This is a genomic window from Amycolatopsis sp. NPDC051373 (assembly GCF_040689465.1).
Classification (GTDB): Bacteria; Actinomycetota; Actinomycetes; order Mycobacteriales; family Pseudonocardiaceae; genus Amycolatopsis.
In genome coordinates, this window is sequence record NZ_JBFBAE010000003.1 from 243851 (window position 1) to 269098 (window position 25248).

Annotated in this window: 22 protein-coding genes and 1 pseudogene; 9 read left to right on the forward strand and 14 right to left on the reverse strand. The window is 71.0% G+C overall.

Features of this window, described 5'->3' with window-relative positions; all coding sequences use genetic code 11:
- Positions 1–45: 45 nt before the first annotated feature.
- Positions 46–2055 (forward strand): prolyl oligopeptidase family serine peptidase, encoded by a 2010-nt coding sequence (locus tag AB0383_RS07215; protein WP_366185770.1) that lies wholly within the window; start codon positions 46–48, stop codon positions 2053–2055.
- Between the two features lie 31 nt (positions 2056–2086).
- Here the strand turns inward: AB0383_RS07215 and AB0383_RS07220 are convergent, their stop codons facing one another.
- Together AB0383_RS07220 and AB0383_RS07225 are read right to left on the reverse strand one after the other, a co-directional pair.
- A complete protein-coding gene (locus AB0383_RS07220) occupies positions 2087–2212 on the reverse strand; it encodes a hypothetical protein (protein ID WP_364174904.1) in 126 nt (41 codons plus the stop codon).
- Positions 2209–2436 carry a hypothetical protein gene (locus AB0383_RS07225; protein WP_364174906.1) on the reverse strand — a complete coding sequence of 76 codons (228 nt, stop codon included), beginning with the start codon at positions 2434–2436 and terminating at the stop codon, positions 2209–2211. The genes AB0383_RS07220 and AB0383_RS07225 overlap by 4 nt, the downstream gene beginning before the upstream one ends.
- Before the next feature lie 71 nt (positions 2437–2507).
- Between AB0383_RS07225 and AB0383_RS07230 the strand changes: the two genes are divergently transcribed.
- Positions 2508–3140 carry a TetR family transcriptional regulator C-terminal domain-containing protein gene (locus tag AB0383_RS07230; RefSeq protein WP_364174908.1) on the forward strand — a complete coding sequence of 211 codons (633 nt, stop codon included), beginning with the start codon at positions 2508–2510 and terminating at the stop codon, positions 3138–3140.
- Here the strand turns inward: AB0383_RS07230 and AB0383_RS07235 are convergent.
- The 4 genes from AB0383_RS07235 to AB0383_RS07250 form a co-directional block, all read right to left on the reverse strand.
- Positions 3106–3840 (reverse strand): ferritin-like domain-containing protein, encoded by a 735-nt coding sequence (locus AB0383_RS07235; protein ID WP_366186007.1) that lies wholly within the window; start codon positions 3838–3840, stop codon positions 3106–3108. The genes AB0383_RS07230 and AB0383_RS07235 overlap by 35 nt on opposite strands.
- 123 nt (positions 3841–3963) lie before the next feature.
- Positions 3964–6780 (reverse strand): vitamin B12-dependent ribonucleotide reductase, encoded by a 2817-nt coding sequence (locus tag AB0383_RS07240; RefSeq protein ID WP_366185773.1) that lies wholly within the window; start codon positions 6778–6780, stop codon positions 3964–3966.
- Between the two features lie 39 nt (positions 6781–6819).
- The gene (gene nrdR / locus AB0383_RS07245; RefSeq protein ID WP_220238112.1) at positions 6820–7311 is read right to left on the reverse strand and encodes a transcriptional regulator NrdR; all 492 of its coding nucleotides are present in this window, start codon (positions 7309–7311) and stop codon (positions 6820–6822) included.
- A 307-nt stretch (positions 7312–7618) separates the two neighbouring features.
- Positions 7619–8122 carry a LysM peptidoglycan-binding domain-containing protein gene (locus AB0383_RS07250; RefSeq protein WP_366185776.1) on the reverse strand — a complete coding sequence of 168 codons (504 nt, stop codon included), beginning with the start codon at positions 8120–8122 and terminating at the stop codon, positions 7619–7621.
- 331 nt (positions 8123–8453) lie between these two features.
- On the opposite strand from AB0383_RS07250, the gene lexA reads away from it, so the two are divergent.
- Entirely contained in the window at positions 8454–9170 is a 717-nt protein-coding gene (lexA, locus tag AB0383_RS07255) for a transcriptional repressor LexA (RefSeq protein ID WP_364179295.1), read from the forward strand.
- A gap of 260 nt (positions 9171–9430) precedes the next feature.
- Here lexA and AB0383_RS07260 read toward each other — a convergent pair whose 3' ends face one another.
- The 3 genes from AB0383_RS07260 to AB0383_RS07270 are packed head-to-tail and all read right to left on the reverse strand — an operon-like array spanning position 9431 to position 12489.
- On the reverse strand, positions 9431–10456 hold the full coding sequence (locus AB0383_RS07260) for a hypothetical protein (protein ID WP_366185778.1): 1026 nt from the start codon (positions 10454–10456) through the stop codon (positions 9431–9433).
- Positions 10457–10509: 53 nt separating this feature from the next.
- The gene (hflX, locus tag AB0383_RS07265; RefSeq protein ID WP_364179298.1) at positions 10510–11943 is read right to left on the reverse strand and encodes a GTPase HflX; all 1434 of its coding nucleotides are present in this window, start codon (positions 11941–11943) and stop codon (positions 10510–10512) included.
- A gap of 42 nt (positions 11944–11985) precedes the next feature.
- Complete coding sequence (locus tag AB0383_RS07270) at positions 11986–12489, reverse strand: winged helix-turn-helix domain-containing protein (RefSeq protein WP_366185780.1); 504 nt, start codon at positions 12487–12489, stop codon at positions 11986–11988.
- Positions 12490–12552: 63 nt separating this feature from the next.
- Between AB0383_RS07270 and AB0383_RS07275 the strand changes: the two genes are divergently transcribed.
- The gene (locus AB0383_RS07275) at positions 12553–13806 is read left to right on the forward strand and encodes an MFS transporter (RefSeq protein WP_366185782.1); all 1254 of its coding nucleotides are present in this window, start codon (positions 12553–12555) and stop codon (positions 13804–13806) included.
- Between the two features lie 9 nt (positions 13807–13815).
- Positions 13816–16347: a valine--tRNA ligase gene (gene valS / locus AB0383_RS07280; protein WP_366185784.1), complete on the forward strand. Its 2532-nt coding sequence runs from the start codon at positions 13816–13818 to the stop codon at positions 16345–16347.
- Between the two features lie 22 nt (positions 16348–16369).
- Here the strand turns inward: valS and dapF are convergent, their stop codons facing one another.
- Together dapF and miaA are read right to left on the reverse strand one after the other, a co-directional pair.
- Positions 16370–17197 (reverse strand): diaminopimelate epimerase, encoded by an 828-nt coding sequence (gene dapF, locus AB0383_RS07285; RefSeq protein WP_366185786.1) that lies wholly within the window; start codon positions 17195–17197, stop codon positions 16370–16372.
- A 10-nt stretch (positions 17198–17207) separates the two neighbouring features.
- Positions 17208–18128 (reverse strand): tRNA (adenosine(37)-N6)-dimethylallyltransferase MiaA, encoded by a 921-nt coding sequence (gene miaA / locus AB0383_RS07290; protein ID WP_366185788.1) that lies wholly within the window; start codon positions 18126–18128, stop codon positions 17208–17210.
- 218 nt (positions 18129–18346) lie between these two features.
- On the opposite strand from miaA, the gene AB0383_RS07295 reads away from it, so the two are divergent.
- The gene (locus tag AB0383_RS07295; RefSeq protein WP_366185790.1) at positions 18347–19660 is read left to right on the forward strand and encodes a DUF349 domain-containing protein; all 1314 of its coding nucleotides are present in this window, start codon (positions 18347–18349) and stop codon (positions 19658–19660) included.
- 294 nt (positions 19661–19954) lie between these two features.
- Here the strand turns inward: AB0383_RS07295 and AB0383_RS07300 are convergent, their stop codons facing one another.
- Both AB0383_RS07300 and miaB read right to left on the reverse strand, forming a co-directional pair.
- Positions 19955–20431 carry a hypothetical protein gene (locus tag AB0383_RS07300; protein ID WP_220238102.1) on the reverse strand — a complete coding sequence of 159 codons (477 nt, stop codon included), beginning with the start codon at positions 20429–20431 and terminating at the stop codon, positions 19955–19957.
- Positions 20428–21915: a tRNA (N6-isopentenyl adenosine(37)-C2)-methylthiotransferase MiaB gene (gene miaB / locus AB0383_RS07305; protein WP_364179604.1), complete on the reverse strand. Its 1488-nt coding sequence runs from the start codon at positions 21913–21915 to the stop codon at positions 20428–20430. Before miaB ends, AB0383_RS07300 begins: the two co-directional genes overlap by 4 nt.
- Before the next feature lie 257 nt (positions 21916–22172).
- On the opposite strand from miaB, the pseudogene AB0383_RS07310 reads away from it, so the two are divergent.
- The 3 genes and pseudogenes from AB0383_RS07310 to AB0383_RS07320 form a co-directional block, all read left to right on the forward strand.
- Positions 22173–22409 (forward strand): annotated as a pseudogene (locus AB0383_RS07310) (DUF1963 domain-containing protein); the annotation flags it as partial.
- A gap of 187 nt (positions 22410–22596) precedes the next feature.
- Entirely contained in the window at positions 22597–22881 is a 285-nt protein-coding gene (locus AB0383_RS07315) for a DUF1963 domain-containing protein (protein ID WP_364179606.1), read from the forward strand.
- 41 nt (positions 22882–22922) lie between these two features.
- On the forward strand, positions 22923–23852 hold the full coding sequence (locus AB0383_RS07320) for a TAXI family TRAP transporter solute-binding subunit (protein ID WP_366186009.1): 930 nt from the start codon (positions 22923–22925) through the stop codon (positions 23850–23852).
- Here the strand turns inward: AB0383_RS07320 and AB0383_RS07325 are convergent.
- Positions 23849–25246: a HAMP domain-containing sensor histidine kinase gene (locus tag AB0383_RS07325; RefSeq protein WP_364179311.1), complete on the reverse strand. Its 1398-nt coding sequence runs from the start codon at positions 25244–25246 to the stop codon at positions 23849–23851. The two genes, AB0383_RS07320 and AB0383_RS07325, sit on opposite strands and share 4 nt — an antisense overlap.
- Positions 25247–25248: the final 2 nt, after the last annotated feature.

Here is a 25248-nt window from a genome sequence, read left to right on the forward strand (position 1 = left end):
CCGGACGGGTGGCCGGAACCCCCGCCCGGCGGCGAGACTGGGGCCATGAGTGTCGAAGATCCGTACCTGTGGCTGGAAGACGTGACCGGCGACGAGGCACTGGACTGGGTCCGCACGCGCAACGGCGAGACGCTGGACGTGCTCACGTCCGGCGAACGCTTCGCCGCGCTGCAGGACGAGATCCGCGAAGTGCTCGACGCCGGCGGGCGCATCCCCTACGTGACGCGCCGGGGCCCGAAGCTCTACAACTTCTGGCAGGACGCCGAGCACCCGCGCGGGCTGTGGCGGCGCACCACCCTCGAGGAGTACCGCAAGGCAGAACCCGACTGGGAACTGCTGCTCGACGTCGACGCGCTGGCCGAGACCGAGGGCGAGAACTGGGTGTGGAAGGGCGCCGCGGTGCTGCGGCCCGGCCACCGGCTCGGGCTCGTGCAGCTCTCGCGCGGCGGCGCCGACGCGACGGTGGTGCGCGAATTCGACCTGGACGCGCACGAGTTCGTCGAAGGCGGCTACTTCCTGGCCGAGGCGAAGAACCGCGTCGGCTGGATCGACGAGGACCGCGTGTACGTGGGCACCGACTTCGGGCCGGACACCCTCACCACGTCCGGCTACCCGCGGCTGACGAAGGAATGGCGCCGCGGCACGCCGCTCGAATCGGCGGAGCTGGTGTTCGAGGGCAAGCCGGACGACGTCGCCGTGGTCGCGTTCCACGACCCCACCGAGGGCTTCGAGCGCGACTTCGCGCACCGCTCGATCGACTTCTACCGCACCGAGGTGTTCCTGCGGACGCCGTCCGGGCTGGAGAAGCTCGACCTGCCCGACGACGTGGAGCTGTCGGTGGAGCGCGAATGGCTATACGTGCAGCCGCGCACGCCGTGGACCGTCGGCGCCACGGTGCACCCCGCCGGCGCGCTGCTCGTGATCGGGTTCGACGCGTTCCTGGCCGGCGAGCGGGACTTCACCGCGCTGTTCACGCCGGACGCGCACACTTCGCTCGAGTACTACACGTTCACGCGCAACCACGTGCTGCTCGCGAAGCTGCGTGACGTGAAGACGGAGCTGGTCGCGCTCACGCCCGGCCCCGACGGCTGGACGGAGGCGCCGTTGGGCGGGGCGCCGGAGTTCGGCAGCGCGGACATCGTGGGCACCGACCCGGACGAGAGCGACGAGTACCTCGTGGATTCGTCCAGCTACCTGCAGCCCTCGACCCTGAGCCGGGGCGAGGTGGGCGGCGAGGTGGAGGTGCTCAAGCAGGCGCCGGAGTTCTTCGACGCGTCCGGGATCGAGGTCGCGCAGTACTTCGCGACGTCGGAGGACGGCACGAAGATCCCGTACTTCGTGGTGCGCCCGCCCGGCGCGGAGGACGGCCCGACGCTGCTCAACGGCTACGGCGGCTTCGAGGTTTCGCTGACACCCGCGTACAGCGGCGTGATCGGCCGCGGCTGGGTCTCGCGCGGCGGCACGTACGTGGTCGCGAACATCCGCGGCGGCGGCGAGTACGGGCCGGAGTGGCACGCGCAGGCCGTGAAGGAAAACCGGCACAAGGTGTACGAGGACTTCTCGGCGGTCGCCCGCGACCTCGTCACGCGCGGCATCACCACGGCCGAGCGGCTCGGCATCCTCGGCGGCAGCAACGGCGGGCTGCTGATGGGGGTGATGCTCACGCGGTACCCGGAGCTGTTCGGCGCCGTCGTGAGCCAGGTGCCGCTGCTCGACATGAAGCGCTACCACCTGCTGCTGGCGGGCGCGTCGTGGATGGCCGAGTGGGGCGACCCGGACGTGCCGGAGGAATGGGAGTACATCGCGAAGTACTCGCCGTACCACAACGTCCACAAGGGACGGACGTACCCGCCGACGCTGTTCGCCACGTCCACAAGGGACGACCGCGTGCACCCGGGCCACGCCCGCAAGATGACGGCGCGGATGCAGGAGCAGGGCCACGACGTGCGCTACTACGAGAACATCGAAGGCGGCCACGGCGGCGCGGCGGACAACGCGCAGCTGGCGTTCAAGTGGGCGCTGGTGTTCGAGTTCCTGTGGTCGCGGCTGTCCTGACGTGGTGGGGGCGCCGTGACCGGCGCCCCCTTCACCTCCCCGCCTTGCGCCAGATCACGACGGCGCCGATCACCAGCACCACCACCGCACCGAGGCCGATCATGCCCTTGACCAGCAGGTCCAGCAGCAGGTGGTGCAGCAACTCGTCGCCGTTCACCGGTCGTCGAACCGGTTGAGCGCTTCCCTCACCACGCGGCTCCCACGCCGGGCTCCTCGCTCATCCAGCACGCGCGCGGCGAACCGCGCCGCCGTCCGCACGTGGTGGCCCTTGCCCCTGCGCCGCAGCGTCACCACCACGGCGGACAACACCAGGCCGAGCACCACCAGCCCGGCCGCGATCAGGCCGAACCGGATCAGCAGCACGTTGAGCACTGTCTCCATCGTCTGCCACCTCGTTTTCTATCACACCTGTGACATAAACTTTGATATCACAGGTGTGATAGAAAGGTCCAGTGCCCAAGGTCATCGACGGAGAACAACGCCGCGCGGACATCGCGGACGCCGTGCTGCGCCTTGCCACGCGCGACGGCCTGCCGGCTGTATCGCTGCGCTCGGTGGCCGCGGAGTCCGGCCTGAACATCGGCTCCGTCCGCCACTACTTCGACGGCCAGCGCGACCTCATGCGCTTCGCCATGCGCTCGACGATCGACCGCGTCTCCGCCCGCCTGGAGCGCCGCCGCGTCTCGCTGCGACCCCTCTCGGAGCTGACGCGCGACGAGGCGGCCTCACAACTGACCGACTTCCTGGCCGAACTGCTCCCCCTCGACGCACCCCGCCGTGCCGAAGCCACGGTGCTGGTGGAGTTCCTCGTCGCGGCCCGCGTCGACACCGACCTGACCGTCCTGGCCCACGAGGCCCTGCGCGGCACGCTGGCTTTGGCCCGTCGCATCATCGAGGCAATGCGCTTGCCGGCCTCGGTGGCGGACCTGGAGGCCGAGCGTCTGGCCGCTCTGCTGGACGGGCTCACGTTCCGCTCGGCCCTCCAACCGGACGCCACCACGCCTCAGGTGTGCCGCGACGTCCTGCGAGCGCACCTCGCTTCACTGGGGGTCAGAGCAGACCCCGCGGCCGCGCCCGGCGCGTGAACGGCCTCGTCGCGACCGGACACGTCCGTCCACCGTGGACTTCCACGACCACCTGCTCGAACCGCCCCAGCACCCCCGCCACGAACGCGAACCGCGTGACACCGAGTGCCCCCAACGCTCGCCCGTGATCCACAAGGACAGCGGACAACGCGCCCAGCATCAGGATCCGCCACCATCCGGCGACGAGTTTTCCCTTTGCCCTGGGGAAAGTCCCTCTGAGCTGATCACAGTGGAACGGCACATGCCGCTCCTCATCCGCCAAAATCCTCGCCGCGACTTCCCTCGTGAGTGGATCCCCGGTGCCATCTCTCAGCGCCCGGTAGTAGCTCAGTGCCACGACTTCGGCGATCAACAGCACCATCAACTCGAGCCTGAGCCCGAGCGCCCGTCTGAGCCAGACGAACACGGCGTCGGACCAGTGGTGGTGGATCGTCGAACTCCCCGCGGCCCTGAGGAGTTCGGCCAACAGCCGCGCGTGGTTCTGCTCCTCGGCCACGAACAACTCGACGGCGGGCCGAAACCGCGGGTCCGCCTTGGCGATCAGGTTGGCCCCGTCCCCCGACTCCCCCACCTGGAACCGCTGCACACTCCGCACCACCACAGGGTCCAGCCGCGCCCCGCGCCCCCACTCCGGCTCCGGCCGCACTCGCCGCCGCTGTGCTTCTTCCCTGAACTCCCTGAGCCACTCCACGCGCCCGATGCTGTCGCACCGATGTGATCGCCGGCGGGAGGACGTGTGGAGATCCTGTGCGGAAATCCGGTCGCCGGCAAAGCAAAGCGGGGAGCCGGAAACCCGGCTCCCCGCTTCACCACGTCACGACAATCAGCTACAACCCGACGTAGCCCCACATCCTTCACAGGCATAACACGACCCCGCAGGCCGCATCTTCGTGCCGCACGTCATGCACAACGGCGCGTCTGCGGCTTTGCCGAGGTGGAGTTCCATCAGTTCGGCCGTGGAGTGCGCATCCGGGGCCACCGTGGTGGGCGGGGCGGCCGGGGTGGAAGCGGAGGCCGGGGAGGAGTCGACGCTGGTGCGCAGGGCTTCGAGGTCCATGCCGCCGTAGTTGGATTCCACTTCGGCCGAGCGTTCGTCGGCGGTGAAGATGCCGAGCTGCGAGCGCTTCTCGTACGGCAGGTAGTCCAGCGCCAGGCGGCGGAACAGGTAGTCCATCACGCTGGTGGCGATGCGGATGTCCGGGTCGTCCGTCATGCCGGCCGGTTCGAAGCGCAGGTTGGAGAACTTCGAGACGTAGAACTCCAGCGGGATGCCGTGCTGCAGGCCCACGGAGATCGACATCGAGAAGGCGTCCATCACGCCCGCCAGCGTCGAACCCTGCTTGCCGAGCTTGACGAAGATCTCGCCGAGGCCGTCGTCGGGGTAGGAGCCCGCGTGGAGGTAACCCTCGGCGCCGCCGACGGTGAACGACACGGTCTGGCTCGGGCGCTTCTTCGGCAGGCGGCGGCGCACCGGGCGGTACTCCACGACCTTCTCCGGCTCCGCCTCGGCTTCCTTCTTCTTCGCCGTGGACAGCGGCTGGCCGACCTTGCAGTTGTCGCGGTAGATGGCCAGCGCCTTCAGGCCGAGCTTCCAGCCCTGGAAGTAGATCTCCTCGACCTCTTCGACGGTCGCCGTCTCCGGCATGTTCACCGTCTTCGAGATCGCGCCCGACAGGAACGGCTGCACCGCGGCCATCATCCGCACGTGGCCCATCGGCGCGATGGAGCGCTCGCCCACCGCGCAGTCGAACACCTCGTAGTGCTCCGGGCGCAAGCCCGGCGCGTCGACCACGTGGCCGTGCTGCGCCACGTACTCGACGATCGCCTCCACCTGCTCGTCCTGGTAGCCCAGCACCTTCAGCGCGCGCGGCACGGTCTGGTTGACGATCTGCATCGACCCGCCGCCGACCAGCTTCTTGAACTTCACCAGCGAGAAGTCCGGCTCGATGCCCGTGGTGTCGCAGTCCATCATGAAGCCGATGGTGCCGGTGGGCGCGAGCACCGAGGCCTGCGCGTTGCGCCAGCCGTGACGCGTGCCGAGCTCGATGCCGCGCTGCCACTCCTCGGTGGCCAGCGCGCGGACGGCCGCGTCGTTGGAGTGGTACGTGCGGACCAGCTCGTTGGCCGCGGCGTGCTTGCGCATCACGCGCTGGTGCGCCTCGGCGTTGCGCGCATAACCCTCGTACGCGCCGACGACCTTGGCCATCTCTGCCGAGCGCCGGTACGACACACCGGTCATCAGCGACGTGATCGCGCCGGCGAGCGCGCGGCCGCCTTCGGAGTCGTACGCGTGGCCCAGCGCCATCAGCAGCGCGCCGAGGTTGGCGTAGCCGATACCCAGCTGGCGGAACTTGCGCGTGGTGTCGGCGATCGGCTCGGTCGGGAAGTCGGCGAAGCAGATGGAGATGTCCATCGCCGTGATCACGAACTCCACGGCCTTCGCGAACAGCGGCGCGTCGAACGTACCGTCGTCGGCCACGAACTTCAGCAGGTTCAGCGACGCGAGGTTGCAGCTGGAGTTGTCGAGGTGCATGTACTCGCTGCAGGGGTTCGACGCGCTGATGCGGCCCGACTCCGGGCAGGTGTGCCAGTCGTTGATCGTGCCGTCGTACTGCACGCCCGGATCGGCGCACTCCCACGCGGCCTGCGCCATAGTACGGAACAGCTTCTTCGCGTCGGTGCGCTCGATGACCTCGCCCGTGAGGCGGGCGCGCAGCCCGAACTCCGTGCCGTTCTCCACGGCCTGCATGAACTCGTCGGACACGCGCACGGAGTTGTTGGCGTTCTGGTACTGCACCGACGCGATGTCCGCGCCGGAGAGGTCCATGTCGAACCCGGCGTCGCGGAGGACCTTGATCTTCTCCTCTTCGCGCGCCTTGGTCTGGATGAACTCCTCGATGTCGGGGTGGTCGACGTCGAGCACGACCATCTTCGCCGCGCGCCGCGTGGCGCCGCCGGACTTGATGGTGCCCGCGGACGCGTCGGCGCCGCGCATGAACGAAACCGGGCCGGACGCGGTGCCGCCGGAGGTGAGCAGCTCCTTCGAGGAGCGGATGCGCGAGAGGTTGAGGCCCGCGCCGGAGCCGCCCTTGAAGATCAGGCCCTCCTCGCGGTACCAGTTCAGGATCGACTCCATCGTGTCGTCGACCGACAGGATGAAGCACGCCGAGACCTGCTGCTTCGAGGACGTGCCGACGTTGAACCAGACCGGCGAGTTGAAGCTGAAGACCTGGTGCAGCAGCATCCAGGTGAGCTCGTGCTCGAAGATCTCCAGGTCGCCTGCACCGGAGAAGTAACCGTGGTCCGCGGCGGCCTTCACGTACGTCTTCACCACGCGGTCGATGAGCTGCTTGAGGCTGCTCTCGCGCTGCGGGGAGCCGACGGCGCCGCGGAAGTACTTGCTGGTGACGATGTTGGTGGCGTTCACCGACCAGAACTCGGGGAACTCGACGCCCCGCTGCTCGAAGTTGACGCTGCCGTCGCGCCAGTTGGTCATCACGACGTCGCGCTTCTCCCACACGACGTCGTCGTACGGGTGCACGCCTTCGGTCGTGAAGACCCGCTTGACGGCCAGACCACCACTGGCCTTCTTCTTGCTCCGGCCGGCGGCCGCCGCGCCGGTTCCCACGGTTTCGGTCATCGGGTCTCGTCCCTCGCTCCCGCGCGGCGCAGGCGACACTCAGTCGTCTCCGGCGCGCTCGCTTCCTTCTTCCGCGGCAGTACCCGCCATGGCTTCCCGCAGGTCGGCGATCTCCTTCTCGAAGTCCTCGACCGAGGAGAACGAGCGGTAGACGCTGGCGAACCGGAGGTAGGCGACCCCGTCGAGCTCCCGCAAGGGGCCGAGGATGGCCAGACCGACCTCGTGGCTCGGGATCTCCGCCAGACCGGCGGAGCGGATCGACTCCTCCACGCGCTGCGCGAGCTTCTGCAGCGCGTCGTCGTCGACCGGCCGACCCTGACAGGCCCGCCGCACGCCGTTGACGACCTTGTCCCGGCTGAACTGCTCGGTGACGCCGGACCGCTTGACGACGGCGAGCACCATCGTCTCCGACGTGGTGAAGCGCCGGCCGCACTGGGCGCACGAGCGCCGCCGCCGGATCGCCTGTCCTTCATCCACCTCTCGGGAGTCGACGACCCGAGAGTCCGCATGCCGGCAGAACGGGCACCTCATCCGCCGATCACCTTCCCCTCCGCGCCGGCCGAGTCCATCCACGCCGGCCCTGCCGCCACGCTACGGCCTGGACCACGACCACCCCGCACGGACCCGCGCCTGGTGATCGACTTGTGGACAACCGGTGGGTGAACACCGCCCAGCTGTGGACAACTGGTCTCCAGTCTACCCCTACCTGTGGACCAACTACAGCGGTGTAACTACCAGATGTAGGGGTTGACCATAGATTGCCCGGACGGCCCACGCAAGCGACACAAGCGGGTGAAGAAGGCACCGATCCGTGGCGCGATCGAGCGCATCCCGACGGTCACGAACCGAACCCGGCCACCTCCGATGCGACCGGCACCGTGAGCGGCAAACCGGGCACGAGGACGGCGTCGTCGAGGTGGTTGAGCTGTTTGATGCGCTCGACCACGGCGGCCTGGTCCGAGTCGGGCGCGAACCGGGCGGCGATCGCGGTGAGCGTGTCGCCCTGCTGCACGGACACCGAAGCCGTGCGCTCGGGCACCGCGCCACCCGGCGTGCCGGACCCGAAAACACCCAGAACGGTGACCACCAGACAGGCGGCGACGGCGATCGCGGCGAGCCACGGCCACCGGACGGCGGGCCGGCGCGCCTGGGCGCACGTGGCCGGCGCGATGCGATGCCCGGCGACCACCCGGGCGCGCGTCGGCGGCCGCAGCGGCTCGCCACGGCGCTCGCGCGTACCGCGAACGGGTGCGGCGGGACCCGAGGGAACCCGAGCCGGGGCGGCGGCCTGCCGGACGGGCCGGAGCGGGCGGACGATCCCGCGGTCTGCCAGAATCGACATGGCGAACCTCCTTCTGACCTGCTGATCGGTTCGATCCGAGCCCGGTCCGGTGCTCTCACCCGCGACAATGCGGTTCAGGTCGAACAGGCGTTCTATCGAACGTCCGTGCGAAGGTCTACCACCCCGCACCGACAAAATCGAGAGGACACGGCGTGTCGATCGAACAGATGTTTGAAATCGTCACGCTCGGTGGGCTAACGTCGGTGACCAGGACATCTGCCGGGCAGATGTCGCCGGCGAGGGCACCCGCGTCCGCGGGAGCCGGCCGGCGCACGCGGGAACGCGCGGCACGCCGGCGAGGCGACCGCGAACGGCTGGGAGGCGACACACAGTGGCGAAGGAGAGCAAGGCGGGCACCACGCCCGGTGGCTCGGGCAAGGTGACGGCCTTGCCCGAGGTCTACGACGTGGACGAGACGCTGACCGTGCGGCAACAGCAGGTGCTGGACGTGATTCGCACTTGGGTGAGCCGGTTCGGCTACCCGCCGAGCGTCCGCGAGATCGGCGAGGCCGTGGGGCTCACGTCGACCTCGTCGGTGTCCCACCAGCTGAAGGCGCTGCAGCGCAAGGGTTACCTGCGCCGCGACGCGAACCGGCCGCGGGCCGTGGGCGTCCTGTCGACGACGGACGACAACCCGATGGGCATCGACATCGACCAGCAGCCGTCCATGCCGAAGGCGGCGTACGTGCCGCTGGTCGGCCGGATCGCGGCCGGTGGCCCGGTGCTGGCCGAGCAGGCGATCGAGGACGTCTTCCCGCTGCCGCGCGAGATCGTCGGCGAAGGTGAGCTCTTCCTGCTCAGCGTCACCGGCGACTCGATGGTCGACGCCGCGATCACCGACGGCGACTGGGTCGTGGTCCGCCAGCAGCCCGCCGCGGAGAACGGCGACATCGTGGCCGCCATGATCGACGGCGAGGCCACGGTGAAGACGTTCAAGCGCAAGGACGGCCACGTCTGGCTGATGCCGCACAACGAGGCGTACGAGCCGATCCCCGGCGACGACGCCACCATCCTCGGCAAGGTCGTCGCGGTCCTGCGGCGCCTCTAGACCCGGGAGCCCACCCACGCGGCCGCGGGCCGGCGACGAGGATGCCCGGCCTCGATCGTCCCCGCGCCGCGGGCGGGAGCTTCCCGGTGTCCGGTGTGGACGGTGCCGTGCGGTCCGCTGCGTGGTTCGTGTGCTGAGTGGTCCGTGTGCTGAATGGTCCTGCGTTGTGGTCTTCCCGCTGTGCGCACCGTGCCCCGGTTGCCTCCCCGGAGCGGACCTCAGCGGCCAGAACTCAGCGGTCAGAACTCAGCGGTCAGAACTCAGCGGCGCGGGCGGCGACGCAGCCGGCTGAGCAGGAACCAGCCGATCAGCACCACGACCACCGCGATACCGACCACCGGCAGCAGCGGCAGTCCGGACGAGTCGTCCGAGCCGCCGGTCGCGCCGGAAGCGGCGGGCTTGGCCGCTTCACGCTGCGGCGCAGCGGCACCCGCCACCAGAGCCGTCGCGTTTTTCACCGCTCGGATGGGCTGGCCGACGCCTTCGCCGCCGGACAGCAGTGTGCCGTCGGGTTCGAAAGCGAGCGCTTCGCCCTGCTTCTCGTTCGGCAGCGGGATCCGCACGGGGTTGCGTTTGAGCGCCTCGAGCACGTCGCCGTCCGGGGCCGGGTACAGGTAGGCGTCGGTGTAGGTGCGCAGGGCCACGACGCTGCCGTCGGCGCTGGTGGCACCACCCGTGACCAGCACGGACCCGAACGCGCCCACTGGCCCGCCCACCGTGTCGGTGTCGTGGATGGTCAGCGAACCGACCTTCTCCAGCTCCGTCGGCCCCGGTGAGGCCAACGGACCGGTCGGCCGGTAGACGGCGGCATCGCCCAGCACTTCCTTGGTGATCAGGTACGGCGTGCCTGACCGGTCGAGCAGCAGGGCCTCGGTGTCGTGCGGCCCGTCGGGGTAGGTCAGGCGGTGCAGCGTCACGCCGCCGCCCGAAGGTTTCATCTCCATCAGCGCCACCGTCGTGCGCTTGTGGCTGTTGTCGCCGGTGTCCGAGAGCCACAGGGTGCCGTCGGCCGCGCGTGCGAGGTCCTCGACGTCGTACGGGTCGGTGCTCGCCGACAGCACCTTCTGCACCTTGCACGAGTGGTCGAGGACGAAGACCTGCACTTTCGTGCCGCCGTCGTTGATCGCGTACCAGTGCTCGCCGTCGGAGACGAGGCCGGAGAGCTCCCCCAGCCGCGAGTCGGTGACCTTGCACAGCGATTCGGGCGCCGGTGGTGGCGCCGCGGCAGCAGCGGGCACAGCGCCGAGCACCAGCAAAACCGCCGTCACCGCGAGGACGACCCGCACCAGCTCACCTCCGTAGTGTGCGGCCCGGTCCGGCCGCACACTACGGAAGACGTTCAGAGCGCCGAGGAGTTGGTTTCGTACCGGCGCAAAGCCGCCGCGAGGTCCGGGTGGACCCGCACGAGGAGCCTCGTGCCGTCGGCGACGTGCTCCTCCTCGAGCACCTCGCCGTCCGAGTGGGCACGGGCCACGAGTTCGCCCCGCGAGTACGGGACCAGCGCCTCGACCACGACCTGCGGCCGCGGCAGCCGGTCGGCGAGCACCTCGGCCAGCTCCGGGATACCGGCGCCGGTCCGGGCGGACACGAGCACGGAACCCGCCAACTGGTGACGCAGCCGCGCCAGCGTGACCTGGTCGGCCGCGTCGGCCTTGTTGATCACGAGCAGCTCGGGCGGCAGCGGCTCCTTGCGGGTGCGGGTGATCTCGCCGAGCACCTCGCGCACGGCGTTCACCTGCTCCTCGGGCGCCGGGTCGGCCCCGTCGACGACGTGCAGCAGCAGGTCGGCGTCGGCCGCCTCCTCCAGCGTCGAGCGGAACGCGTCCACCAACTGGTGCGGCAGGTGCCGCACGAACCCGACGGTGTCGGTGAGGGTGAAGGTGCGCCCGTCGGCCGTCTGGGCCCGGCGCGTGGTCGGGTCCAGGGTGGCGAACAGCGCGTCTTCCACCAGCACCCCCGCGCCGGTCAGCGCGTTGAGCAGGCTCGACTTGCCGGCGTTGGTGTAGCCGACGATCGCGATGCTGGGCACCTCGTTGGCCACCCGCCGGCCGCGCTTGGTCTCGCGGATGGTGTCCATCGCGGCGATCTCGCGGCGCAGCTTGGACACGCGCTTGTTGATCCGCCGGCGGTCGGTTTCGAGCTTCGTCTCACCGGGACCGCGCAGGCCCACACCGCCGTTGGCGCCACCGGCGCGACCACCGGCCTGCCGGGACAGCGACGCACCCCAACCGCGAAGCCGCGGGATGAGGTACTGCAGCTGGGCCAGCTCGACCTGGGCCTTGCCCTCCTTGGAACGGGCGTGCTGCGCGAAGATGTCGAGGATCAGGGCGGTCCGGTCGATCACCTTGACCTTGACCTTCTCCTCGAGCTGGCGCAGCTGGCCGGGCGAGAGCTCGCCGTCGCAGATCACCGTGTCGGCGCCGGACGCCACGACCACGTCGCGCAGCTCCCGCACCTTGCCGGAGCCGACGTAGGTCGCCGGGTCGGGCTTGGCGCGCCGCTGGACGAGACCCTCGAGCACCTCGGAACCGGCGGTCTCGGCCAGCCTCGCCAGCTCGGCGAGGGAGGCTTCCGACTGCTCGGCGGTGCCTTCGGTCCACACGCCGACCAGCACGACGCGCTCCAGCCGCAGCTGGCGGTATTCGACCTCGGTGACGTCCGTGAGTTCGGTCGACAGGCCTGCGACGCGGCGGAGCGAGGCGCGGTCCTCGAGCTCCATCTCACCGGTCGACGGGTCGTCGTCGTACAGGTCTTCGTGTGTCAGTTCTGTCATCGTGCCTCCATGCTCCCACGATTCGGCGCGGGAGCCGAGTGATTACCTGCTGGGATAGATCGATACGTAGATGGCGGTGCGGTCGGCGCCAGGCTCCGCGGGCCGTTCCCGGAACTCCTCGAGCAGCTGCGTGAGCCGGTCCTTGAACTCGGCGACCTCGGCCGGCGCGACCTGGAAGACGAGCCGGCTGGAGTCGACCTCGGCGGCGTCGGCCTCCCCCATCTCGGCGAGGTAGGCCTCGAGCATGGCCTGGCCGACGGACGCGACCGCCGTGCCGTTGTCGAGCTGCCAGGACAGGCCGGTGGAGCGGTACGGGATCTCCTTGGCCCCGCGAGCGCCTCGGCGCTCTTCCAGCGGAGTGAGAAAACCCGTTTCGACCAGGCGACGCACGTGGTGCAGTGTGGTGGCCGGGTCGCGGCCGAGCCGCTCGGCCAGCTCCTTGTTGGTCATCGCCTCGAAGGACGTCAACCGGATGATGCGCAGGCGTATTCCGGACGCGAGCGCGGCAGCCTCGGCCTCCGTCGAAGGGCGTCGTGGGGTCGGCACCCGCACAGCGTAGGCACGGCAAAGTGATTGACACTTTCCAATCACTCGCCGACACTCGATCGGGTGAACCGGGACTCCCTCCTCTTCCACGCCGACTTCCGCCGGCTGTTCGCCGGCGACACGGCGAGCCAGCTCGGCACCTTCGTCGGCGTCACGGCGATCCCGCTGCTGGCGGCGGTGACGCTCGCGGCGACGCCGTTCGAGATGGGCTTGCTGACCACGGCCGAGACGCTGGGCTTCCTGCTCATCGGCCTGCCGGCGGGTGTGTGGGTGGACCGGTTGCGCAAGCGGCCGGTGATGCTCACGGCCGACCTGGCCCGCGCGGCGCTGATCCTGAGCATCCCGCTGACGTGGTGGGCGGGCGGGCTGACGATGGTCCAGCTCATCGTGGTCGTGCTGTTCGTGGGCATCGGCACGGTGTTCTTCGACGTCTCCTACCAGGCCTACCTGCCCGCGCTCGTGGGCCGCGACCGGCTGCTGGAGGGCAACGCGAAGCTGCAGGGCGTGCAGTCCTCGGCCCAGATCGCGGGGCCGAGCGCGGCGGGCGTGCTGGTGCAGTTCGTCGGCGCCGCCAGCACGGTGCTGGTCACCGGTCTCGGTTACCTCGCGTCCGCGTTGTGCCTCTGGCGGGTCCGCACGGTCGAGCAGCTACCCGAGAAAACCGGCCACGAACGCCTGGTGCCACAGATGATCGAGGGCCTCAAGTTCGTGTTCACCGACAAGCCGCTGCGCGCCATCGTCGCGTGCACCGCCACCGCGAACCTGTTCGGCGCCGCCGCGCAGGCCGTGCAGGTGCTGTTCCTGACGCGCACGGCCGGGCTCCCGCCCGCGGCGGTCGGCGGGCTGCTGGCCGTCGGCGGCATCGGCGGGATCCTCGGCGCGCTGTTCGCCGGCGCGATCATCCGGCGCGTCGGGCAGGCGCGCTCGATCTGGCTCCTGCCGATCCTCGTGTGGCCGGGCAACCTTCTCGTGCCGCTCGCGGGGCCCGGCTGGCGCGTGCCGCTCGCCGGTTTCGGCCTGGCGCTCGCCGGGTTCGGCGTGATCCTCTACAACGTCGCGCAGGTCTCCTACCGCCAGGCGATCACCCCCGACCGGCTGCTCGGGCGGATGAACGCGAGCGTGCGGTTCGTCGTGTGGGGCACGATGCCGCTCGGCGGGCTGCTGGGCGGCGCGCTCGGCGAGGGGCTGGGACTGACCGGTGCCCTGTGGGCGGCGGTGATCGGCCAGCTCGCCGCGGCGCTGTGGGTGGTTTGCTCGCCGCTGCGGCACATGCGTGACCTGCCGGTGGGCGAGAAAGCGATGGCAGCGCCCGCCTAGAGTTGGTTCATGAACGTTACTCCGCAGCCCAGCCCTCGTGTCCCGGACAAGGCCGGTGTCGACGGTCTGGAGGACAAGTGGGTAGCGGTATGGGAGCGGGACGGCGTCCACCGCTTCGACCGCACGAAGCCGCGCGAAGCCATCTACTCGATCGACACGCCGCCGCTCACGGCGAGCGGTTCGCTGCACATCGGGCACGTGTTCTCCTACACGCACACCGACGTCCTCGCGCGCTACCAGCGCATGCGCGGGCGTGAGGTGTTCTACCCCGTCGGCTGGGACGACAACGGCCTGCCCACCGAACGGCGAGTGCAGAACCACTACGGCGTGCGCTGCGAGCCGGCCCTGCCCTACGACCCGTCGTTCACGCCGCCGGCCAAGCCCGGCAAGGACGTGATCCCGGTGTCGCGCCGCAACTTCGTGGAGCTGTGCCGCACGCTGTCCGAACAGGACGAGAAGGTCTTCGAGGGCGTCTGGCGCCGCGTCGGGCTGTCGGTGGACTGGACGCTGGCGTACCAGACCATCGACCCGGCCACCACGGAGATCTCCCAGCGCGCCTTCCTGCGCAACCTCGCGCGCGGCGAGGCCTACCAGGCCGAGGCGCCGACGTTGTGGGACACCACGTTCCGCACCGCCGTCGCGCAGGCCGAATTGGAGGACCGCGAGCGGCCCGGCGCGTACCACGACCTCGTGTTCCGCACGGGCGAAGGCGCCGAGGTGCTGATCTCCACCACCCGGCCCGAACTGCTGCCCGCGTGCGTCGCACTCGTGGCCCACCCGGACGACGAGCGGTACCGCGACCTGGTCGGGAAAACCGTGCGCACGCCCGTGTTCGGCGTCGACGTGCCGGTGCACGCGCACCACCTCGCCGATCCCGAAAAGGGCACCGGCATCGCGATGGTCTGCACCTTCGGCGACACCACCGACGTCACGTGGTGGCGCGCGCTGCGGCTGGAGACCCGCCCAGTGCTGGGGCGCGACGGGCGGTTCCTGTCCGAGCCGCCGCGCGGGGTGCCCGCCGAGGCGTACGCCCCGCTGGCCGGCAAGACCGTCCACACGGGACGCCAGCTCCTCGTCGAGGCGCTGCGCGCTGACGGGTCGCTGCGCGGTGAGCCGCGGACGATCACCCACGCGGTGAAGTTCTACGAGAAGGGCGACCGGCCGCTCGAGATCGTCACGAGCCGCCAGTGGTACCTCACCAACGGCGGGCGCGACGAAGAGCTGCGCGCGAAGCTGCTCGATCGCGGCGGCGAGCTCAACTGGGTGCCCCCGCACATGGAGGTCCGCTTCCGCGCCTGGACCGAGGGCCTCACGTCCGACTGGCTCGTGAGCCGCCAGCGGTTCTTCGGCGTGCCGATTCCGGTCTGGTACCCGCTCGACGAGCACGGCGAGCCCGACCACGAAGCCGTGCTGGTGGCTTCGGACGCGGCCCTGCCCGTGGACCCGAGCACCGACGTGCCGCCGGGCTACACCGAGGACCAGCGCGGGAAGCCGGGCGGGTTCGCGGGCGAGGTGGACGTGATGGACACGTGGGCCACGTCGTCGCTCACGCCGCAGATCGCCGGGCGCTGGAGCCTCGACGACGACCTGTTCCGCCGCGTGTTCCCGTACTCGCTGCGGCCGCAGGCGCACGAGATCATCCGCACCTGGCTGTTCTCCACCACCGTGCGAGCCGAGTTGGAAGAGCACGTGCTGCCGTGGCGCGACGCCGTGATCTCCGGCTGGGTGCTCGACCCGGACCGCAAGAAGATGTCGAAGTCCACGGGCAACGTCGTCACGCCCGCGGCGCTGCTGGACCAGTTCGGGCCCGACGCCGTGCGCTACTGGGCGGCGAGCGCGCGCCCCGGCGTCGACACGGCCGAGGACCAGGGCCAGATGAAGGTCGGGCGGCGCCTGGCGACGAAGCTGCTCAACGTGAGCCGGTTCGTGCTCGGCCTCGGCCTGCCCACGCCGGGCGCTTCCGTGACGGAACCGCTGGACCGGTCGGTGCTCGCCGCGCTCGCGCGCGTGGTCACCGAGGCGACGGCGGCGTTCGAAGGCCTGGACCAGGCGCGGGCGCTGCAGATCACGGAGACCTTCTTCTGGACCTTCTGCGACGACTACGTCGAGCTGGTCAAGGCCCGCGCGTACGGCGATCGCGGCGAGGCGGCCGCGGACTCGGCCCGCGCGGCGCTGACGACCGCGCTTTCGGTGCTGGTGCGGCTGTTCGCGCCGGTGCTGCCTTACACGGCCGAGGAGGTCTGGTCGTGGTGGCAGGAGGGTTCGGTGCACCGCGCGCCGTGGCCGGAAGCACCGGGGGTCGACGGTGACGTCGCCCTGCTGCCGCTGGCCGGCTCGGTGATCGCGGCCGTGCGGCGGGCCAAGACGGACGCGAAGGTGTCGATGCGCTCGGCTGTCGAAACGTTGACGGTGAGCGCGTCCGACGAACTGCTCAGCGGGTTCGCGGCGGTGTCGGACGATGTGCGCGCGGCCGGGGTGATCTCCGCCGTGACCACTCGTCCGGGTGACGGCGAGCTGGCCGTCGAGGTGACGGTGGGCTGACGCGCTGCTGCCGGGGTGTGGCTCACGCCCCGGCGGCGGCCCACCAGGCTTCGTCGAGCTCACCGCGCGCGACGATCTCCGCCGGGCCGGTGAGGGTGGCGGCGCCGCGTTCGACGGTCACGACCACGCGGCCGCCGGGGATGTCCACTGTGGACTCCCCCGTGTCGGTGCCGGCGAGGTGCAGCGCGGCCGCGACGGCGGCCACCGTGCCGGTGCCGCACGAGCGCGTCTCCCCCACGCCGCGCTCGTGGACGCGCATGCGCAGCGCGCCCTCGCCGAGCAGGTTCACGAACTCGAGGTTCACGCCGGTCGGGAACACGTCGTGGTCGAAGTCGGGCTGGTCGCGCAGGTCGAGGTCGGCGACGTCGTCGTCGAGCACCGACACCAGGTGCGGGTTGCCGACGTCCACGGCCACGCCGGAGAACGGGCTCTCGGCCACCACCGTGACGGAGGTGCCGGTGATCGTCGCCGGCCCCATGCCCACCGTCACGGAGCGGTCGGGGTGGACCACCACCGGCCGGTCACCCGCGCGGGTGCCGACGGTGAAGCGGCCGTCGCCCGCCAAGCCGGCGTCGACGAGGTAGCGGGCGAACACGCGCACGCCGTTGCCGCACATCTCGGCGATCGAGCCGTCGGCGTTGCGGTAGTCCATGAACCACTCGCCCTCGGACGCCTCACCCAGCGCGTTGGCACGCACCACGCGCAGCACGCCGTCGGCGCCCAGGCCCCGCCGGCGGTCGCACAGGGCCGCCACGCGCTCCGCCGTGAGGTCGAGGCGGCCGGACGCGTCGGGCAGCAGCACGAAGTCGTTCTGTGTGCCGTGGCCCTTGAGAAACTCGATGCCGCCCATGGGGACAAGATTACTGGGCCAGGGCGTCGTGCACGCGCGCGGCCAGGTCGGGGGAGGCGCCGTCGAACCACTGGATCCGCTTGTCGCGGCGGAACCAGGAGCGTTGCCGCCGGACGAAGCGGCGGGTGGCCTGTGCGGTCGCCGCGGCGGCCGCCGCGAAATCGCCTTCGCCGTCGAACTCGGCGAGCACCTGCTGGTAGCCCAGCGCCCGGGACGCCGTCTTGCCCTCGCGTAGGCCGCGGGCTTCGAGCACCCGCACCTCGTCGACGAGCCCGGCCTCGAACATGCGTGCCACGCGCAGGTCGACGCGCTCGTCGAGCTCAGTGGCTTCGCGGTCGATGCCGACCAGCACCGTGCCGTAGCGGGCGGGGCCGGGCTTGGGCAGGTTCGCGGAGAAGGGCTCTCCGGTGAGCTCCATGACCTCCAGCGCACGCACGATCCGGCGGGTGTTCGTGGGCAGGATGGCGGCAGCCGCCACGGGGTCTTTTTCGGCCAGCCGCGCGTACAGGGTCGCCGTGCCGCGTTCGGTGGCCTCGGCTTCGAGCCGGGCCCGGACGGCGGGGTCGGTGCCGGGGAACTTCAGGTCGTCGAGCACGGCCTGCACGTAGAGGCCCGAGCCGCCGGTCAGGACGGGCACGCGGCCGGCGGCGAGCAGGTCTTCGATCACGCGGCGGGCGTCTCGCTGGTAGGCGGCGACAGACGCGGTCTCGGTGACCTCGAGGACGTCGAGCAGGTGGTGGGGCACGCCGCGCCGCTCGGCTTCGGTGGCCTTGGCCGTGCCGAGGTCCATGCCGCGGTAGAGCTGGAGCGCGTCGGCGTTCACGACCTCACCGCCGAGGGCGAGGGCGAGCTCCACGGCCAGCGCCGTCTTCCCGGTGGCCGTGGGACCGACGACGGCCACCGGACGAGGCGGCTGAGCAGGGCTGATCACGCTGGCCGAGGGTACCTGGACGGGGAGGACCGCCGACACGGAGCGTCAAGGAGAAGTAGGATCACTGGCTTCAGGTGGCTCATCCAGTACCACAGCAGGCGCTGAGCTGCTTGAATGCCGCTGGGGCCCCATGCCCCCGGAAGCACCACCGCGTAACCCGGCCCCGCAGCACGCGGGGCGCCCGCACCAGCGGGCGTACAGGCGATAAGGAGCCTGCGATGGCCCAGGAGAACACGTCCAGCGGCACCCCGGCACCGCACCCGGTGCCCCACGCGCCCGGCAGCGCCCAGACCGCACCCCCGGTGCCGGCCGCCGAGCCCAGCCCGTCCACCTGGGGCCGGGTCGACGCCGAGGGCACCGTCTTCGTTTTCACCGCCGACGGCGAGCGCGCGGTCGGGGTCTGGCAGGCGGGCACGCCCGACGAAGGGCTCCTGCACTACGCGCGCCGCTTCGACGACGTGCGCACCGAGGTCGAGCTGCTGGAAACCCGGCTGAGCTCGGGCGTCGGCGACCCGAAGCACGCGCTGTCGAACGCCACGCAGATCCGCGACGGGCTGGCCGAGTCGGCGGTGGTCGGTGACCTCGTCGCGCTGGCCGCGCGCGTCGAATACGTGATCGCCGCCGCCGAGAAGGCGCTGGGCAAGGTCAAGCAGGAGCGCGAGGAGGCCCGCGCGGCCGCCGTTTCGCGCAAGCAGGAGCTGGCCGAGGAGGCGGAGAAGATCGCCGCCGACTCGACCCAGTGGAAGGTCGCGGGCGACCGGCTGCGCACGATCCTGGACGAGTGGAAGACGGTCAAGGGCGTCGACCGCAAGACCGACGACGAGCTGTGGAAGCGGTTCTCCAAGGCCCGCGAGGCGTTCAACCGCCGCCGCGGCTCGCACTTCGCGGAGCTGGACAAGCAGCGCGCAGGCGCCAAGCACCGCAAGGAAGAGCTCATCGCCGAGGCCGAGTCGCTCGCCGAGTCCGACGACTGGGGCGCCACCGCCGGCCGCTACAAGGAACTCATGGCCGAGTGGCGCGCGGCCGGCCGCGCACCCAAGGACAGCGACGAGGCCCTGTGGCAGCGCTTCCGCGCGGCCCAGGACGCCTTCTTCGCCCGCCGCTCGGCGGTGTTCACCGAGCGCGACGCCGAGTTCGCCGGCAACGCCGCCCGCAAGGAAGAGCTGCTGGTCGAGGCGGAGAAGATCGACGTCGCCGCCAACCTCGACGCCGCCAAGTCCGCGCTGCGCCGCATCCAGGAACAGTGGGACGAGATCGGCAAGGTCCCGCGCGAACGCATCCGCGAGCTCGACGGTCGGCTCAAGACGGTCCAGGACGCCGTCAAGTCCGCCGAGGACAGCCGCTGGCGCCGCACCGACCCGGAGGCCCAGGCCCGCGCCGCCCAGTTCCGCGAGCGCGTCGAACAGTTCGAGTCGCAGGCCGCCAAGGCCCGCGCCGCGGGCGACGAGCGCCGCGCCCGCAAGGCCGACGAGCAGGCCGCCCAGTGGCGCGAGTGGATGGAAGCGGCGGAAGCCGCTGTGGCGGATCGCTGACCGCTGGTTCTTCGAAAAGGGCCGCTCCCGGATTTTCCACCGGGGGCGGCCCTTTTCGATCGTTCGGGTGGGTTGTGGTCGCGATGGGTGTTCAGGAGATTCGCTCGCCGCGCGCGGTGTGGGCGAGCGCGGACTGAAGGAATGAAGGGTCCCTTCACGACCGCCCAGGGGGACCCCTGGTTTCGATTCTCTCATTCCGGCACGACAAAAACCGCATCACGAGCGGCGCGACAGGGACCACCACGCCGTCGGATCAAGCCGCGACGAGGCTTCCACCCGACAAGCCCGTGAACCTCAAGCTCGCGAGAAAGCCGTCCTCATCCACATCGTCGCCAGGACGATCGTGGCGATCCACGCGACGATCATCCCGATCCCCGGCCCGCCGCCGACGGCGCCGTTCGCGTGGGCCGACTGCTGAGACCACACTGACAGCAGCCCGTCCACCGAGGCGAACCAGCCGCCGGCCGCGCAGCACCAGGCGACCCACCAGCGGCGCGTCGCCACGCCGACCGCGCCGGCGAGGACGCCGATGCCCGTGGACGTCGCGGCGAACAGCTGCGGGATGCCGCCGCCGGCGCCTTGGAGGACCTGGTAGCCCGCGTGGTCGCCGACCCAGGGCAGGAACTGCGCCACGAGCAGCACAACGATGAACACGGCGATGTAGAAGCCGCGGCGGCCGAGCTCGACGGTGCGGGACGCGCGCGCTCCCGCCTGGTCGATCTGGTCGGTCAGCTCCTCGTCGACCTCGGCCGGCGTTCCTGGCTCGCTCACAGCGCACACCCACTCACCGGGGCCGGCTCGACGGCCGGGGCTCCGAAGCCCGGAAGTCCCAGCGTGACCCCGCTCGTCTTGGGCCGAAGACCGGCTTCGGCGTTGTCGCCCGCCGTGGTGCGGCGGTGCGTCAGGAGATCGCCGTCGGCGACCAGGTGGTGCGGGGCGCCGTAGGTGATCACTGTCTCGACGACGTCGCCCGGCCGCACCGCACGGTCCACAACGGACCCGGCGGGCGTGAAGTGCACGAGCCGCCCGTCGCGGGCGCGGCCGCTCATGCGGTGCGTCTCGGCGTCCTTGCGGCCCTCGCCCGCGGCCACGAGCAGCTCGACCTTGCTCCCGACCAGCTTCTTGTTCTCCGCCCAGGAGATCTCGTTCTGCAGCTGCACGAGCCGGTCGTAGCGCTCCTGCACGACCTCCTTCGGCAGCTGGTCGGCCATCGTCGCGGCCGGCGTGCCGGGGCGCTTCGAGTACTGGAACGTGAACGCGCTGGAGAACCGCGCCTCGCGCACCACGTCGAGCGTCGCCTGGAAGTCTTCTTCGGTCTCGCCCGGGAAGCCGACGATGATGTCGGTGGTGATCGCCGCGTCGGGCATCGCCGCGCGCACCTCGTCGAGGATTTTCAGGTAGCGCCCGGAGCGGTACGAACGTCGCATCTCGCGCAGCACCCGGTCCGAACCCGACTGCAGTGGCATGTGCAACTGGTGGCAGACGTTGGCGGTCTCGGCCATCGCGTCGATCACGTCGGAGGTGAACGCCGCGGGGTGCGGCGAGGTGAACCGCACGCGCTCCAGGCCGCTGATCCCGCCGGTCGCGCGCAGCAGCTTGCCGAAGGCCAGCCGGTCGCCGAACTCGACGCCGTAGGAGTTCACGTTCTGCCCCAGCAGCGTCACCTCCAGCACGCCCTCGGCCACGAGCGCCTCGACCTCGGCCAGAATCTCGCCCGGGCGGCGGTCGCGTTCCTTGCCCCGCAACGACGGCACGATGCAGAACGTGCAGGTGTTGTTGCACCCCACCGAAACCGACACCCAGCTCGCGTACGACGACTCGCGGCGCGCGGGCAGTGTGGAGGGGAACGTCTCGAGCGACTCGAGGATCTCCACCTCGGCCTCGGCGTTGTGCCGGGCGCGCTCCAGCAGCGTCGGCAGCGAGCCGATGTTGTGCGTGCCGAACACGACGTCGACCCACGGGGCGCGCTTGACGATGTCCCCGCGGTCCTTCTGCGCCAGGCACCCGCCCACGGCAATCTGCATGTCGGGGTTGGCGATCTTGTCCGGGCGCAGGTGGCCCAGGGTGCCGTACAGCTTGTTGTCCGCGTTCTCACGCACCGCGCAGGTGTTGAACACGACCAGGTCCGGCTTCGCCTCCGCGCTCGCGGGGACGTACCCGGCCTCCTCGAGCTGACCGGCGAGCCGTTCCGAGTCGTGCACGTTCATCTGGCAGCCGAAGGTGCGGATCTGGAAGGTCTTGCGATTCTCGGTCATCAGGTAGCCAGGGTAACCCCCGCCGACCTCGGTGAAGACGCCGCCCACCTGGTTGAACACGGTCCCGGCCGGATCTCGCTCCGCTCGTCCCGCGCGCGGTTTTTGTCGGTGTGCGCTGCGATGATCCCTCCGTGACCGCATGGAGAGAACGGCTCACGGCCCTCGCCCGCGAGCACCTGCCCGCCGAGGCCGTCGACGCGTGGCTGGGGCTGCTGCGCCCCGGTGCGCACCTCGTCGCGGAGGGGGACGGGACTCCCGTGGGGCAGCGGGGTGGCGACCCGGCGCTGCCCGCCGACGTGGTGTGGCCGACGTGGGGCGAACGGGGACCGCTCACGTTCATCGCGTCGGTGGACTGCGCCGCGCTGCACCGCGACCTCGAAATCCTGACGGAGGCCGGCACGCTGCTGTTCTTCTACTTCGACGGCCGGTACGACGAGGACGACGACGAACCCGCGTACGGCGAGGACCTCGACGGGCACAAGGTGATCTTCGTCCCGGCGGGCACGCCGGCCGCCGAGCGGGCCGCGCCCGTCGAGCACCTCGCGTACCCGCGCCGCGACCTGTACGCGCGGGTCGTCGGCTCGGCCCCGGACGTCGGTCACGTGCTGCTCGACAGCACCGCCACCACGGCGGGGGCTCCGCTGCTGAAAGCGGTCCGCCCGGGGTGCTCGGCGAGCTCGCCTGGGCCGAGACCGAGCAGACCACCGGCACCAGATCGGCGGTTACGGCACGGCGATCCAGGACGCCGCGGAGACGGAGGTCGCCGTGATGGCGCTCGGCGGCGGCCGCCGCGACCCCGCCCTCGCCGAGGAAGGCGCGAGCTGGGTGCTGCTCGCCCAGTTCGACAGCGACGACGAGGTCGACATGATGTGGGGCGACGTCGGCACGATCTACTGGGTGATCCGGTCCGACGACCTCGCGGCGGGGAGGTTCGACGCGGCCCGGTTCACGATGCAGTGCACCTGAGCCGCGAACGCACGCGGTGCGCGTCTGGCACGATCCACTCCATGGGGTGGAAGCGGAAGGTCACGGCGCTGCTCGCGACAGTGCTCGTGGCGGGGCTCACGGCCGCGTGCGGCCCGAGCTTCGAGGGCCTGCACCTGCGGATCGCGACCGGCGCGGTCGGCGGCGTGTACAACGACCTCGCCCGGCCGCTCGCCGACGCGTGGGCCAAGGACCTGGGCATCGCCCGGCCGGAGGTCCTGGCGACGCAGGGCTCGCGCGACAACCTCAACCTCGTGCTGGCCGGGGGCGCCGACGTGGCTTTCGTCGCGGCCGACCTCGCCGCGGAGGCCGCCACGCAGCACCCAGGCCAGCTGACCGCGCTGGCGCGCATCCACGACGACTACCTGCACATCGTCGTGCGCGCCGACTCGCCTTATACGTCGGTGTCGATGCTCAAGGGCCGCCACATCGCGGTCGGCTCGCCCGAGTCCGGGGTCGAGTACATCGCCAACCGCGTGCTGGCCGTCGCCGGGCTGACCGACTCCGTGAGCGTGCAGCAACTGGGCCTCGGAGACTCCCTCAAAGCCCTCGAAAACCACCAGCTCGACGCCTTGTTCTGGTCCGGCGGCCTGCCGACGCCGCTGATCACGCAGTACACGCAGAAAGTCGGCCTGCGCCTGCTCGACATGGCCAGCCTGCAGGAACGCATGCAGGCCTACAGCCCCGTCTACAGCACCGCCACCATCCCGGGCAGTACCTACAACCAGGCCGGCCCCGTGACCACGCTCGTGGTCCCCAACTTCCTCGTCGTCCCCACGAAAATGGCCGACGACGTCGCCGAAGCCCTCACCCGCGGCCTCTACGACGCCCGCCCCGCCCTCGCGCAGGCCAACAGCGCGGCCCTGTCGATCGACGTCCACCCGGGCATCGAGACGGAGCCGCTGCCCCTGCACCCGGGTGCGCTCACCTATTACCGAAGCCTCAAGGTCTAGGGCGCGACCCGCAGGTCCAGCTCGATCCGCAGCCCGCCGCCGTCCGGCAGGGACAGGCGCATGTCGCCGCCGGAGTGGCGGACGATCTCGCGCACGATCGCGAGGCCCAGGCCCGAGCCGGGCACGTTCTGGTGCGCGCTGCTGCGCCAGAAGCGGTCCACGGCGCGGTCCAGCTCGTCCTCGCGCAGGCCCGGCCCATGGTCCCGCACCGCCAGGGTCACCCCGTCTCCACCGTGTACGGCCGAGACGTGCACCGAAGTGCCCTGGCCGGTGAACTTGAGCGCGTTGTCGATCAGCGCGTCCAGGATCACCTCGAGCCCCCGCGGCGGCAGCAGCACCCGGGCGCCGTTGACGTCGGCCTCGGTTTCCAGCGCGACGTCACGCGCCGCACCCACCACACTCCAGTCGGCGACGCGGTCGGCGACCACGGCACCGAGGTCCTCCGCCACGAGCTCACCGCCCGCCGCCTCGGCGCGGGCCATCGACAGCAGCTCGTCGAGGATCTGGTTGAGCCGGCCGGCGTCCACGCGGGCGGCGTCGAGGTCGGCGGCCGCGGTTTCGTCGTCCACGTGGCCCTCGAGGTTGCCCAGCCGCAGCTTCAACGCCGTCAGCGGGTTGCGCAGCTGGTGCGACGCGTCGGCGACGAACGCCCGCTGCGCGGCCAGCGCCTCCGACACGCTCGCCGCCATCCGGTCGAACGAACGGCCGAGTTTCCGCAGCTCAGGCGGCCCGCCGCTCTCCCCCACCGGTTCGGCCTCGCGCCCGCTCACCACGGCCGCCACCAGCGCGCCCGTCGCTTCGTCGAGCCGGCGCACGGGCCGCAGCGTCCAGCGCACCACCGGGATCGCGACCAGCAGCGCGAGCCCGAACGCCACCACCGCGCCCGCCGCGAGTACGAGCCACTGCCACAGCAGCCGCGTGCGCACGTGGTCGGTCGAGGACTCCGTGACGACGACGCCGCGCACCTCGCCGTCGATGAGGATCGGCTCGGCCAGCACCAGCGGGGCCGTCGTCCAGGGCATCAGCAGCGGGCCGGGCTCCGGGTGCCGGCCGGCGAGGGCCTCGTTCACGGGGGCCGCGATGGCCGAGCGGTCGATCCGCGCCGCGTCGGTGCCGCCCAGCGAGCTGAGTACCGCGACGCCGTCCTGGTTCACGACCACGACCTTCACGCCGTAGACCTCGGTGTAGCGGCGCAGCTCCGGCTCCAGCAGCGCGGGCCGGTTGTCGATCAGCGGCCGTTGCGCGAGCGACGCGAACCGCGCGGTGTCGGTGAGGCGGTCGAGGAACAGGTTCTGCTGCAAGCTGCCCGCCATCGTCAGCGCCAGGGGGATGCCGAGCCCGAACACCAGCAGTGCGACGAGCGTGACCACGATCCCCTGGAGGCGGACGCGCATGC

What these genes read in the sequence shown, in the direction of transcription:
- nrdR (WP_220238112.1), bottom strand. Translation starts at nt 7,311, where the DNA reads ATGAGGTGCCCGTTCTGCCGGCATGCGGACTCTCGGGTCGTCGACTCC.
- dapF (WP_366185786.1), bottom strand. Translation starts at nt 17,197, where the DNA reads ATGGGCGGCATCGAGTTTCTCAAGGGCCACGGCACACAGAACGACTTC.
- AB0383_RS07325 (WP_364179311.1), bottom strand. Translation starts at nt 25,246, where the DNA reads ATGCGCGTCCGCCTCCAGGGGATCGTGGTCACGCTCGTCGCACTGCTG.
- AB0383_RS07250 (WP_366185776.1), bottom strand. Translation starts at nt 8,122, where the DNA reads ATGTCGATTCTGGCAGACCGCGGGATCGTCCGCCCGCTCCGGCCCGTC.
- hflX (WP_364179298.1), bottom strand. Translation starts at nt 11,943, where the DNA reads ATGACAGAACTGACACACGAAGACCTGTACGACGACGACCCGTCGACC.
- AB0383_RS07240 (WP_366185773.1), bottom strand. Translation starts at nt 6,780, where the DNA reads ATGACCGAAACCGTGGGAACCGGCGCGGCGGCCGCCGGCCGGAGCAAG.
- valS (WP_366185784.1), top strand. Translation starts at nt 13,816, where the DNA reads ATGAACGTTACTCCGCAGCCCAGCCCTCGTGTCCCGGACAAGGCCGGT.
- AB0383_RS07225 (WP_364174906.1), bottom strand. Translation starts at nt 2,436, where the DNA reads ATGGAGACAGTGCTCAACGTGCTGCTGATCCGGTTCGGCCTGATCGCG.
- miaB (WP_364179604.1), bottom strand. Translation starts at nt 21,915, where the DNA reads ATGACCGAGAATCGCAAGACCTTCCAGATCCGCACCTTCGGCTGCCAG.
- AB0383_RS07320 (WP_366186009.1), top strand. Translation starts at nt 22,923, where the DNA reads ATGGGGTGGAAGCGGAAGGTCACGGCGCTGCTCGCGACAGTGCTCGTG.
- AB0383_RS07295 (WP_366185790.1), top strand. Translation starts at nt 18,347, where the DNA reads ATGGCCCAGGAGAACACGTCCAGCGGCACCCCGGCACCGCACCCGGTG.
- AB0383_RS07215 (WP_366185770.1), top strand. Translation starts at nt 46, where the DNA reads ATGAGTGTCGAAGATCCGTACCTGTGGCTGGAAGACGTGACCGGCGAC.